Annotated in this window: 11 protein-coding genes; 7 read left to right on the plus strand and 4 right to left on the minus strand. The window is 33.3% G+C overall.

Annotated elements, in window-relative coordinates; all coding sequences use genetic code 11:
• Positions 1–2: 2 nt before the first annotated feature.
• The 6 genes from sufD to ACFING_RS03125 all read left to right on the plus strand — a co-directional run bounded on the left by sufD (position 3) and on the right by ACFING_RS03125 (position 8728).
• Complete coding sequence (gene sufD / locus ACFING_RS03100) at positions 3–1265, plus strand: Fe-S cluster assembly protein SufD (protein ID WP_375629817.1); 1263 nt, start codon at positions 3–5, stop codon at positions 1263–1265.
• A 10-nt stretch (positions 1266–1275) separates the two neighbouring features.
• Positions 1276–2520, plus strand: coding sequence for a cysteine desulfurase (locus ACFING_RS03105; RefSeq protein ID WP_375629820.1), 1245 nt, complete (start codon positions 1276–1278; stop codon positions 2518–2520).
• On the plus strand, positions 2513–2914 hold the full coding sequence (locus ACFING_RS03110) for an SUF system Fe-S cluster assembly protein (RefSeq protein ID WP_273787976.1): 402 nt from the start codon (positions 2513–2515) through the stop codon (positions 2912–2914). Before ACFING_RS03105 ends, ACFING_RS03110 begins: the two co-directional genes overlap by 8 nt.
• An 83-nt stretch (positions 2915–2997) precedes the next feature.
• On the plus strand, positions 2998–4641 hold the full coding sequence (locus tag ACFING_RS03115; RefSeq protein WP_375629823.1) for a site-specific DNA-methyltransferase: 1644 nt from the start codon (positions 2998–3000) through the stop codon (positions 4639–4641).
• 22 nt (positions 4642–4663) lie between these two features.
• Positions 4664–7417: a DEAD/DEAH box helicase gene (locus ACFING_RS03120; protein WP_375629826.1), complete on the plus strand. Its 2754-nt coding sequence runs from the start codon at positions 4664–4666 to the stop codon at positions 7415–7417.
• A 372-nt stretch (positions 7418–7789) separates the two neighbouring features.
• Positions 7790–8728 carry a COG2958 family protein gene (locus tag ACFING_RS03125; RefSeq protein WP_375611904.1) on the plus strand — a complete coding sequence of 313 codons (939 nt, stop codon included), beginning with the start codon at positions 7790–7792 and terminating at the stop codon, positions 8726–8728.
• Between the two features lie 548 nt (positions 8729–9276).
• Here ACFING_RS03125 and sodC read toward each other — a convergent pair.
• The 4 genes from sodC to ACFING_RS03145 form a co-directional block, all read right to left on the minus strand.
• Positions 9277–9804 (minus strand): superoxide dismutase [Cu-Zn] SodC, encoded by a 528-nt coding sequence (sodC, locus tag ACFING_RS03130; protein WP_375621248.1) that lies wholly within the window; start codon positions 9802–9804, stop codon positions 9277–9279.
• Between the two features lie 452 nt (positions 9805–10256).
• Positions 10257–10565 (minus strand): hypothetical protein, encoded by a 309-nt coding sequence (locus ACFING_RS03135; protein ID WP_375621249.1) that lies wholly within the window; start codon positions 10563–10565, stop codon positions 10257–10259.
• Positions 10558–10902, minus strand: a complete 345-nt coding sequence (locus ACFING_RS03140) for a hypothetical protein (protein WP_375621250.1) — start codon at positions 10900–10902, stop codon at positions 10558–10560. The genes ACFING_RS03135 and ACFING_RS03140 overlap by 8 nt, the downstream gene beginning before the upstream one ends.
• Positions 10903–11411: 509 nt before the next feature.
• Positions 11412–12638 carry a UbiH/UbiF family hydroxylase gene (locus ACFING_RS03145; protein WP_375629829.1) on the minus strand — a complete coding sequence of 409 codons (1227 nt, stop codon included), beginning with the start codon at positions 12636–12638 and terminating at the stop codon, positions 11412–11414.
• A 185-nt stretch (positions 12639–12823) separates the two neighbouring features.
• Between ACFING_RS03145 and pcsA the strand changes: the two genes are divergently transcribed.
• Positions 12824–13636 (plus strand): phosphatidylcholine synthase, encoded by an 813-nt coding sequence (gene pcsA / locus ACFING_RS03150; protein ID WP_375621252.1) that lies wholly within the window; start codon positions 12824–12826, stop codon positions 13634–13636.
• Positions 13637–13652 lie beyond the last annotated feature (16 nt).

A 13652-nucleotide genomic window follows, 5' to 3' on the forward strand; every position in this document is an offset into this window, starting at 1 on the left:
ATATGAATGCACAGCAAAACTTGTTAGCGGTTGAAGAAAATATACTCAGTAATTTCAATCAGTATGTAAACCACTTACCTGGTGATAAAGCTGTACAGGAAATCCGCAAGAAAACTATTGAGCAGTTTCAAATGACACGGCTTCCTTCCCGTAAAATCGAAAGTTGGCATTATACCAATCTGCGTACCTTACTGAAGTCTATTAGCAATTTTTCAAAAGCTCAAGACAATCAATTGGTTGATGCATTGCTTTCAGAAAGTGCTGTTTTCTCCATAAACAATGGAAAAACATCGATAGAGTCAAAGGTAGACAACATTGCAGTAAAACGCCTTTCAGACGCATTAGAAGATAATTCTGTACAGATAAATCAAAATATTTCTGATGAAGATTTTATTGGACAGTTAAATACAGCTTTTGTTACAGATGGTTGGCTTTTTCACATCCCTGAAAATACAAAGTTAAATATCCCCATTGAATTACAAAATATACAAATGGGGGGACAATCTCATATTTTTTCGGATATAAAAGTTGATAAAAATAGTCAAGTTATGTTTATTGAACATCAGGTTGGCAATGATAAAGATACCTTTGTCAGTTCAATATTTTCATTAAATGTTGCTGCTGATAGTGATGTTACGTGGATTCTCATTCGCAATCGTGATTTTAATTCTACACAATTTGGTCGATTTTGTGCTGTTCTTGATCAAAGAGCGAAGTTATCACTTTATGTCATTAATATAGGGAGTCAATTAAATCGCCAAGAAATCGATATTGAATTACAGGGAGAAGAATCTGATTTTCAATTACGCGTCATAAATTTATTATCAGGACAAACACATAGTGATCTTACAATGACTGTTCATCATGTGGAAGAAAAATCAACATCAACCGAAATTATACGCAATGTGGTTACAGATAAGGCTGTTGGTGTTTTCCAAGGAATAATACGTGTTTCTCAAAAAGCGCAAAAAACAGATGCACGCATGGCTTGTAATAGCCTTATTCTTTCAGATGATGCAGAATTTAATGCAAAGCCTGAACTGGAGATTTTTGCTGATGATGTTGCATGTGGTCATGGTGCAACAGTTGCTAATATTAATCATGATTATCTTTTTTATCTTATGACACGTGGTATCCCATTTAAAACGGCGCGAGCACTTTTGATTAAAGGATTTATCTCTGAGCTCATTGATGACATCAAGCAAGATAATATTCAAATCGTTTTGGAGAATATCATTAGTAAATGGCTTGAAAAAAATGTTTAAGGTAGAAAAAATGGAAAATAACGTACAAACATTTACTTATAATGTCGAAGAAATTCGGCGTGATTTTCCTATTTTGCACCATCAAGTTTATGGAAAGCGATTAGCATATCTTGATAGTAGTGCTTCTGCCCAAAAACCAATGTCAGTACTCAATGCAATGAATAATTATTATCACTATAGTTATGCTAATGTGCATAGGGGAATGTATTTTTTAGCCAATATAGCAACACAATCATATGAAAATTCTCGTGAAACCGTTCGTGTTTTTCTAAATGCTCAAAAAGCTGAAGAAATTGTTTTTACGAAAAATGCAACAGAAGCTATTAATACTGTTGCTTATGGTTGGGCTATGCCCAAACTCAAGGAAGGTGATGAGATTGTTCTAACGATCATGGAACATCATTCAAATATTATTCCTTGGCATTTTCTCCGTGAACAAAAAGGTGTTAAACTTATTTTTGTTCCTGTCGATGAAAATGGTGTTCTGCACATTGAAGATTTCCAAAAATCTTTAAGCGAAAAAACGCGGCTTGTTGCTATAACGCATATGTCCAATATATTAGGAACGGTGCCTCCTGTTAAAGAGATTATTAAGCTAGCACATCAAAATTCTATTCCGGTTCTTGTTGATGGTTCTCAAGGAGCAGTACATTTAACCGTTGATGTACAAGATCTCGATTGTGATTGGTATGTCTTTACAGGTCATAAGCTTTATGGACCCACTGGTATTGGTGTTTTGTATGGTAAAGAAGATAGATTAGAAGAAATGCGTCCTTTTCAAGGGGGAGGGGAAATGATCGAGGAGGTAACAACCGATAAGGTTTTTTATAATGCTCCTCCTTACCGTTTTGAAGCAGGCACTCCTCCTATCGTTGAAGCTATTGGATTAACTGCGGCTATTGATTATATACAAGAGAAAGGTCGGAGTAAGATTCATGCCCATGAGAGGTCCCTTTTAGCTTATGCGCAGGAAAAACTTAAAATGGTTGAGTCATTGCGTATTTATGGTCATTCTCCCAATAAAGGAGCTATTATATCATTTACAATTGAAGGGATTCACGCCCATGATATCGCTATGTTTATTGATAGAAAAGGGGTTGCGATACGTGCGGGAACTCATTGTGCACAGCCTTTATTACAGCGCTTTGGTCTAACATCTATTTGCCGCGCATCGTTAGCCATGTATAACACTCAAGAGGATATAGATCAATTAGTAGAAGCATTGCAAGAAACAAGGACATTTTTTAATGGCTGAATCAATTGAAGAGCGTCATTCTACAGAATCCGTTGAAACTGTAAGCGAAAATAAAAAATCTTACATATCAGCAATTCCAGCAGACGAAATTGATCGTATGACAAATGATATTATTGCTGCTCTCAAAACAGTTTATGACCCAGAGATTCCTGCTGATATTTATGAGCTAGGACTGATTTATCGTATTGATATTGAAGATGATCGTTCAGTAAAAATTGAAATGACTCTTACAGCACCGGGATGTCCTGTTGCGGGTGAAATGCCAGGGTGGGTAGAAAATGCAGTCAGTGCAGTTGAAGGGGTTTCGTATGTTGAAGTCACTATGACTTTTGATCCACCATGGACACCTGATTGTATGTCAGAAGAAGCTCAAATTGCTGTCGGATGGTACTAAAAGTATTGTTAAGAGACTCTAATTTAGCCATTCATGAATAAGCTGTTTACTTTTCACAAGCATTTGAATTTAAGGACGATCGCATGAGTTATAATAAACAAAAACTAGAACTCACTTGGATTGGAAAAGAAAAACGCCCAAAACTAGAGCCTCGTATCTTATTAGAAGATCTTGAAAAATCTTATCACGCTCCGCACCAAGTATCTACCCAAGATATTTTTGATAATAAACTCATTTTTGGTGATAATTTACTCGCACTCAAAGCGCTTGAACAAGAATATATGGGGAAGGTAAAATGTATCTATATCGATCCGCCTTATAATACAGGCAATGCCTTTGAACATTATGAAGATGGTTTAGAGCATTCCATATGGCTCAGCCTTATGAGAGACAGGCTAGAATTGTTACATCATTTACTGGCGGATGATGGAAGTATCTGGATATCAATTGATGATGATGAACAAGCCTATCTTAAAGTGATGATGGATGAAATTTTTGGTCGCCAAAATTTCATCAACAATATTATTTGGCAAAAGAAATATGCTCCACAAAATGATACAAAATGGCTTTCTGATAATCATGATTTTATAATGGTTTATGCTAAAGATAAAACGATTTGGCGCCCTCAATTGCTTCCTCGTTCAAGCGATATGGATGCGCGCTATAAAAATCCTGATAATGATCCTCGCGGTCCTTGGAAATCTGGAGATTTATCTGTAAAAAGAGTAACACCTAAGGATATTTATGAAATCATCACACCTTCTGGACGCAAGGTAATGCCTCCTAATGGTAGAAGTTGGGCTATGAATAAAAAAAAATTCTTTGAATTATTGAATGATAATCGTATTTGGTTTGGTCCAACAGGAAGTAATGTTCCTTCTATGAAACGTTTTTTATCAGAGGTAAAAAATGGTATGGTTTCAATGACCATTTGGCCTTATCAGGAAGTTGGCCATAATCAAGATGCAAAAAAAGAAGCCAAAGTCTTCAATTTTGATAGTGTCTTTACAACTCCTAAACCGGAACGTTTAATGGAACGCATTATTCAACTTGCCACTAATCCCGGTGATCTTGTACTGGATTCTTTTGCTGGTTCTGGCACAACCGGTGCTGTTGCCCATAAAATGGGAAGGAAGTGGATTATGATTGAACTTGGTGAGCATTGTCACACCCACATTATCCCTCGTTTAAAACAAGTCATTGATGGAACTGATCAAGGGGGAATTTCCAAAAGTGTCAATTGGCAAGGTGGCGGTGGATTCCGTTATTATCGCCTTGCACCTTCCCTGTTGCAAAAAGATCCATGGGGACAATGGATTATTAGTCGCGAATATAATGCTGCCATGCTATCAGAAGCCATGTGCAAACATATGGGATTTACCTACGCACCTGATGAAAATCATTATTGGATGCAAGGGTATTCAACCGAAACAGATTATATTTATGTCACAACAAGCGCTATGACCCATGAACAACTCCGTATAATGAGTGAAGAGGTTGGCTCTCATCGCACGTTGCTGGTTTGTGGTACAGCCTTTGATACAAAATCAGCATTCTTTGAAAATCTAACACTCACTAAAATCCCCCGTGCAATATTAGAAAAATGCGAATGGGGAAGGGACGATTACAGTTTAAATGTAGCCAATCTTGAACCAGTGATTGTGGTAAAAGAAAACAACAAAAATAAAGATATTATTACGCAAGCAGAATTAGATTTATTTGAATAGTATATAAAAAGCGGAGTTTTTCATGAACACTGTTGAAAAAAGGATTTCTGCTCGCTTATCGTTACGTGATCCTCAACGTGAATCTTTAAATATTTTGGTAAAAATCTTAGAAAATATAGAGCTTTCTAAAAATGCTGATTTGGTTGCAGAGTTAGAAGTGATAAAAAATCTTTATCCTTCTGTACAAGATTTTGAACGAAATTTTCCCTCTTTTTGTTTTGCCTTAGCAACGGGTGTTGGGAAAACGCGACTTATGGGGGCTTTTATCAGCTATCTTTATTTAACAGGTCGTAGTCGCCATTTTTTTGTTTTAGCGCCAAATTTGACTATTTATGAAAAGTTAAAACAGGATTTTAGTCCCCAAAGTCCGAAGTATGTTTTCAGTGGAATGAGTGAATTTATTGCCAATAGACCCGTTATTATTACAGGTGAAGATTATGAAAGTGGTAAAGGTATTCGTGTTGATGAACACCATATTCAAGGACAAAAGCGTTTGTTTGAGAATAGAGATACGGCCTTTATCAATATTTTTAATATTTCTAAAATTAATACAACGGATAATAAAAAAGGCGCACTAAAATCTAGTATTCCGCGAATTAAACGCTTACAAGAAACGATTGGTGAAAGTTATTTTGATTATCTCGCAAATCTTCCTGATTTAGTTTTGTTAATGGATGAAGCACATCGTTATCGAGCTTCTGCTGGTGCGGCAGCAATTAATGAGTTAAAACCTGTTTTAGGAATAGAGCTTACAGCGACACCAAAAACAATAGGTGCAAAACCCGTAGATTTTAAAAATGTTGTCTATAGTTATTCACTTGCAGAGGCTATGAGAGATGGTTTTGTAAAAGAGCCTGCTATTGCTACACGTAAAGATTTTCAACCTCAAAATTATACATCTGAACAATTAGAACATATCAAATTACAAGATGCAATTCATGCCCATGAAAACGTGAAAGCAGATTTAATTGCCTATGCCAAAGATTATAACAAAAAGTTTGTTAAGCCTTTTATTTTAGTTGTCGCTCAAGATACAAATCATGCACAGAAATTGCGTGATTTATTGGAAACAGATGATTTTTTTACAGGATCTTATAAGGGAAAAGTTATAGAGATTCATACAAAACAGTCGAATATAGAAGAAGATCAAAATATTCAAAAGCTGATTGCAATTGAAGATTCTCATGACCCAACAGAAATTGTTATTCACGTTAATAAATTAAAGGAGGGGTGGGATGTTACGAATCTCTATACTATTGTACCGTTGCGTGCATCGGCTTCAGAAATTTTAACAGAGCAAACAATTGGGCGTGGATTGCGTTTGCCTTATGGGTATAGAACAGGCGTGGAAGCTATTGATCGTTTAACAATTATTGCGCATGATCGTTTTCAAGATATTATTGATCGTGCAAACGATCCAAACTCAATTATAAAAAAGCATATTGAGATTGGAACAGGAGGGAATATCCCCTTTGAAAAGACCGATATAGTGACAGTTCCAAGTCAAGTAGAAGCTTTATTGATGCAAACGATGGTAATACGTAATTCCGATATAAATGGAGCATCTTCTGATTTACAAGGTATCATATTACGTCATACAGATTCCCCTACATTAACGCCTGAAGAGCAAGATATTGCAGCGATCGCGTGGGATCTTATCAAAGAGAATGATAAATTGCCAAGTTCTCAAATGCTTTGTTCTGCACAGATACAAGAAAAAATTGCTAATAAAGTTATGAATATTAAGCCTTCATCACAAAAGTCTCTTGTATCAAAAGTGGTGACAATTCTGACAAAACAATTAACAGAACTAATAATAGATATTCCAAATATTATACTCATTCCTTCGCGTGATGTTACTTATGGTTTTTATGATTTTGATTTGGAAAATTTAGAAAACTTAAATTTTCAACCTGTTAGTAAAGAACTTTTAATTCGAGAATTGCGTACCCATAAAAGCATTTTTCTCACATCTAAGAATGAATATGTCAAAGAGCCTTATCTTGAAAACTACATCATTCGTGATTTGATTGATAATGACTTTGTCGATTATGATAACCATACGCTCTTATTACGAAAATTAGCTAGTCAGATAGTAGAACATTTCCGATCTTATTTACCCAATGATACAGCTGTTGAGAACGTATTAATTCACTATCAGCACAAGCTTACTAGTTTTATTGTTGCGCAATTAAGAGAACATCAATGGGAAACGCAAAAAGATTATGCGGTTAAAGTTACACGAGGTTTTACAATTTTACAACCTATCCATTATGTGTTGCCGCAAGGGACGTCTCCTCTTGATTTTCGTAATATTCCTGCCATTAAAAGCGATATTAAAAAACTTGTATTCAGCGGCTTTAGAAAATGCTGTTATCCTTTACAAAAGTTTGATTCAGTAGAAGGGGAATTACGATTTGCCCAAATATTAGAGGATGATGCAAAAGTATTGAAATGGATGAAACCCGCTCGAGGTTTTTTCAGAATAGAATATGATAAAGGATCAATCTATGAACCAGACTTTGTTGTAGAAACGAAGGATGCCAAATATCTTTGTGAGCCTAAAAAAGCCTCTGAAATGCAAAATCCTATTGTTTTAAAAAAGAGAGAAGCTGCAGTTCAATGGTGTTGTCATGCAACGCGCTATGCGGCAACTTATGGCGATAAAAAATGGTATTATGTTCTTATTCCCCATGATGCTATTAAAGCAAATAGTAGTTTTGAAGGTTTGTGTGCAGAGTTTACCATTTCAGAATCTATACTTGAGAGCTCATAACTTTTTGCTTCAAAAATAAAACACATAAGTTTTTTTAATTGACGGGTGTGAGGTTCAATCAAATATTTGAATAATTATTTTAACTTTTTTCTAACGACGTTAAAAGAAAAATGTATAGAAAAGTTATACAAGATTATGCTTTTGTATGGGGATTTGTAGCACATTTACAATTTTTTATAAAAGTACAATCTTATTTTCGTTATGTGAAAAGATCTTTGAGTTATAGTTATAAATTAAAAAAAATATTTTAATTTTATTGAGTAATTTGATAAATGTTCTTTTTTTAAAAAAACTTAAACAGTTTATTGTTCTTTCATTTAAAACGCCTGAATATAATGAAATACCCAGAGGATAAAAGGGGGAGTTTTTCATATGACTTTAAATTTAACAAACACTGTTTTTAATTTTTTAAAGAAAAACCCGACAAAAAAGTTTACAGCTCGAGAAATTGCTCAATGGATATTTGAAAATTACCCAGAAAAATGCCGTCAAAAACAAAAGAATTCAACGGCAATAATCACTCCCCTTAATAGTGATGCAGCTCTTATTCAGCAAATTGTTGCTGAAATAGGGGCAAAACGCCCTCAGTTACAAAAGCGTTATTCAGAAATTAAAACCACTGAAGGACGACCGCGACAATATTATTTTACTGAACAAACAGATAGTGCTGAAATTGATACAATAGAGGACAATGCAAAGAGTAGAACAGAAGATGGCTCTGTTAAAGAGCATGATCTTTATCCATTATTATCTAAATTTTTATGGTCAGAGCTTGCAGTTTATAGCAAGCGCATTAATGAGAAATGTTCTCGTAATAAACATGGTGCAGGCGGAAATAAATGGCTTTATCCAGATCTCGTAGGGATGCAAGATTTAAGCAAGGAATGGAATCGTGAAATCAAAGACTGTGTTTTGCAATATTTTGATAAAAAGACAAAGCTTTGGTCTTTTGAAGTAAAAATTCTCATCAATCGTTCAAATTTACGAAAAGCATTTTTTCAAACAGTTAGTAATTCTTCATGGGCTAATTTGAGTTATTTAGTTGCTAGTGAAATTGAAGGAGTTGATACATTAAAAGAGCTTCGGATGCTTTCAAGTTTGCATGGAATTGGATTTATAAGACTTAATAAGGAAAACTCTTCCGAGAGTGAAATCTTAATTCCTGCCAAAGAACGTAGTGATATTGATTGGGATACTGCTAATAGATTAGTGGAGGAAAACAAAGATTTTCTTGATTATATTAAGCTCATTCGTCAATTTTATCAAACTGGTGAGATGCGTCCACTAGATTGGGATCGTATGTATCTATGAGGAGTATTTTTAAAAAGACTCTATTATTTAAAAGCCTTTTTTCAGAGTGATGAAAAATTACTCTAATTATTTTGTTTGACTTATTATATTGATATTGTATCAATTAAAATTTTTCTCACGTACCTCATGAGTAGGGTTGAGTAGGGGAAGAGTAAAAATTCTGTTTTAGGCCTGTTATATTTTGTGCATTGAGCGTGATTCCATTAGATACTAGACTTAATGATTATAATTTTTATTATAAATTTTTTATTATAGAGAGTGAAATTCGACTTTTTTGCTTTTTTACATCAAGCATGGAAAATATTACTTCCTCATATTGAAGTCTTCTTACGGAGAATTTACACTACTATTTCTTTAATTTCCATTGCTGTTCGTTTTGATGATTATTAAGCTTTTTGTTATCCGAACTAAACATTCAAAAAAACATTAATTTTATAAAATATTCACACAGTTTACTCAATTTCTTGAAATAGATTTAAAAAATAAATTTCTCTCACACCTTATGGTAAAGGGAGTGTGTACTGTCGCAGTCTGCCACAATACACTCTTTATTTTTCAATAATACCGCACGCTAAACGTGCACCACCTCCGCCAAGCGGTAATGGTTTATCTGATTGATTATCAGCCCCTAAATGAATGACTAAAGAGCGCCCTTTAATTTCAGAGATTTTTTTTAATCGTGGAGCAAGAACGCTCATTATGGCATATCCCTGCTTATCAACATAAAGTGCTGGTAGATCACCAAGATGACCATTGACATTATAAGGTCCTAAATGTTTTCCGGTATGTTCCGGATCATAATGTCCACCTGCGCTTCCACCAATTATACCATCTTTTGTATCACATGAAGGATTTACATGTACATGAAAACCATGTATCCCTTCTGATAAAGTAGATAAATTAGGGATGAAAATCAAACCGTGTATGTTTTCTTCAATTTTAATGCTACCAATAGCCTTTTTGGAATTGTTATCTTCTAATTTATAAATATTTACTTGTTTTGATAGTGCTAATGCAGAATTTTTATGAATTAAAAATGCCATAAAAAACAATAATGATAATAATATTTTTTTCATGAAATACCTTTATCTTATACTTTAATATATTATATCTATAAATAACAATCTATATTAATGATATATTATATAAATGTCTTAAATTTAAATTTAAGAAAAATAATTTACATAGAAATATTCTGTTATTAGAAAGAGCAAATAAATTAAAGTGTGTTTATATATATTTCTGAACATAACTTTTATTTCTTGATCTATAAAAAATACAGCTTTTATGGATGGATAATTATATCTCGCTTACATTTCTTCAAGAGATGCTTTTAAAAAATCTACTTTTTGAGGTATAATAAGAAATTAAATAAGGAATTTTAGTAAGTTAGATGTTATTTCATTTATAATATGATAATCGTTTCATCAAAAAAAGAACATATAATTTGTTGATGATTTAATTGTTTTTCATAGAAAAAATGACGAGAAATTTCTATTCATTATGAAATTTATAAGAGAAAAAATTATTATGATTCATATAAATTTCCCAATAAAATACAGCATATACCGACACTCCCTCCCATTCCTGATCCTATCAGTGCTCCTATTATTATTCCGGCAGAAAGTGCTACTCCTATACCCATTGCGATAACTGGACCAAATCCTGGAAGAGCAATATAACCATAAGCTGCAAGAGTTGCCGCGATAGCTCCTGATATGCTACCATTTAAACCGCCAATGAAAGCAAATTCTTTAATAGAATGGTAGCACTTTTTTAATTTTTTTTTCTTACAGCTGTGAAAAGAAACGTTGCTGTAAGTTTTTAAATCAATCATATTCTTTTCTTTCATTTTGAATGCTAACTGTTCCTGAATAGTCAACGGATACGAAAAAAAGGGACTTTTTAAATTTTACTAAAGCACGCCAGATACCATTGTCATCTAAGCGCAATCGTTTAATATTCCCAAAACCATTTTGCATAAGACAATTTTTAACTTGTGAAGCAGTAAATGAGTTCTGACCTATTTTAGTGACCTTTTGAGTAGAGCTATAGGTAAAGGTTTGACAATAAGGAAGGTGAAAAACTTCACTTATTGAAGTCGTGACTATCAACGAGACACATGCAATCATTATAAAAAAAGTACTTAATTTCAAAAAATTATTTAGTGTCATCTTGTTACCATTTGTTGAAACAACATTTCATTAACCTCTGTGTTACTAACAGGTTCCAAAGATGATTTTATTTTTAATATTATACTTAACAATAAAAATTTTTAAAAATATATTGATTAAATAAAACTGTTTTTTTATTATTTATTTTCTTATTAAAATTAATTTTATAAAATAACTTTTTCAAAACGGTATTATTTTTCATTTTATTTATATTTCTAAATTTAACAGCTATGATTTAGAAGATATCTTTATAATTTAATTTGTAGTATATAATTCAGTTTTCTCTTATTTCATATCAACATACTAAATATATATAATAATTTTTAATAAAAAATAATTTACAGTTATATTAATTACACATGTTATTATTATAAATAAATCAAATAAATATAATTAATTATTTTAATATAATTTGTTACTTCTTATAAAGAACAAAAATATTTTTTATATCAGTAATAGATATGATTGCAAAATGCAATTTATTATTTTACGTTATTATCCATTATTGCTTAGTAGAGCTGTTTTGATGATTTTGTTGGAAATATTTGCATAATTTCCTTAAATCCATAACCGGGATACATTCCTTCGCGCATAAATAAATTACGTAATGGTGGGAAACTATGCAACAAACCAAGCCCAATGCTTCGTATGATATGAACAGGCAACATATGAGAAAGTAGAGCAGAGTTCAGCGCATGAACAGCTCCACTTCGGATTAATATATCTGGTTTGCGGCATTTGTTATAATGTGCAACAATCATTTCAGAGTTAGAATTGGATATTTTATTGGGTAAAATATCAATTAAAGTTTGGACATCACGGAATCCTAAATTCAATCCCTGTGCCCCAATAGGGGGAAAAACATGAGCGGCTTCACCCACTAAAATTGTTCGATTAGCAGCAAAATGATGAGAAAGAAGTCCGAAAAGCGGCCATGCTTGAATTGATGTTTCTAAGCTTAGCTTTCCAAGCATTGATTGCATTTGGTTTTCGATCATTTTTGCAATTGTTTTTGGTTCTATATTTAATAATTCCTCAGCGCGGGAAGGATGAACAACCCATACAAGACTAGATCTTCGTCCTGGTAGTGGAATCTGTGTAAATGGACCGTGTTCTGTATGAAATTCAGTTGATGTATTTTGATGAGAAAACTCATGAGAAAAGTTGAGAACAAGTGCTTTTTGTGGATAATTCCACTGTTTGACACTTATCCCTGCTGCGGCACGTGTAAGAGAGTGACGTCCATCAGCTGCAACAACAAGTGGTGCTTGAATAATTCGATGATCAGCAAGAGTAATGCATACATGGTTTTTTGTGTGATGAACAGATTTGGCTGCAGAAACAAATCTTGTAATATTGGGTGTATGTGTAACAGCGTCGACTAAAGCACTGTTCAATTTTACATTAGGTATATTATAGCCAAAAGCTTTTTCGCCAATTTCAGTAGAAGAAAAATGCACCGTAGGAGCATGCACAATTCTAGAAGTTATATCTATAATTCTCATGGACGATAAAGCAGCTGCATGTTTTTGAAGATTATCCCAAATATTGAGTTTTTGAAGCGTCCGTATCGCGGGCATCATAAGAGCCGTTGTCCGTAACTCATCTGTATGAGCAGGGGGCCCAACAAGAAAAACAGAAAGCCCCTTCTGTGCAAGACTCAGCGCGGCTAACATTCCGACAGGACCTGCACCAATAACAGCAATATCTTTATACTCTTCCTTTTCAAATATCACAACGATTTGAACCTTTATTCATTGAGAAAATATTTTAACATTTCCAAATGATCTCTCTCTTTTTATTATATGAAGCTCTTCTATTATTATAGTATGTAATAAATAATGCGATATAAAAAAGTAACCTTTTTATGATTTTTTTAAATGCTGAGTTATATCATCGTTAAAAAATGGCGTATTGATAGATGGTTGAAGACTTTAAAAACGAGGATAAGAAAACCTTGAAACGTAAATTAACAAAGAAAATCAAAACAAATGCTAAATTATTACGCCATAAAAAAGTAACAATGCCACAAGCAAAGGCCTTTTCCGTTCATTTACTAACAGCTTCGGGATCATTTTTAGCGTTTCTTTCTCTTATATCAGCCTCTCAAAAAGAATGGACAGCTATGTTCTGTTGGCTTGGGCTTGCTCTTCTCGTTGATGGTATAGATGGACCAATTGCACGCAAACTTGATGTTAAATACGTTCTTCCAACATGGTCTGGAGAGCTGTTAGATAATATTATTGATTACGTGACTTATGTCTTAATTCCTGCCTTTGCACTCTATCAAAGTGGTTTCATGGGGGTAGGGTTATCATTTTCATTGAGTGCAATTATTGTTATTTCATCTGCTATTTATTATGCAGATACTAGTATGAAAACTAAAGAAAACTTTTTTAAAGGATTTCCTGTTGTTTGGAATATGATGATTTTTACGCTTTTTGTCGTCAGACCAGGAGAGTGGATTACTTTTATTATTATTGTTCTATCGGCGATTATATCTTTTTTGCCAATTTATTTTATTCATCCAGTAAGAGTCCTTCGTTTACGTAGAATTAATTTTCCCATTTTTCTCTTATGGTGTTTTTTTGGTGTTTCTGCCTTCTTTTATCAACTAGAGGCTCCCTATTGGGTTAAAATAGGAATTTCGGTAACAGGAATTTATATATATTGTATTGGCGCAATCATGCAAATATTTCCTAAACTTGGGGCAAAAAGTATAAAAAAACAATGAAATAATTGTTTTAAGA

The sequence above is a fragment of the Bartonella sp. AP150HLJHH genome (assembly GCF_042196385.1).
In the GTDB taxonomy this organism is placed as follows: Bacteria; Pseudomonadota; Alphaproteobacteria; order Rhizobiales; family Rhizobiaceae; genus Bartonella.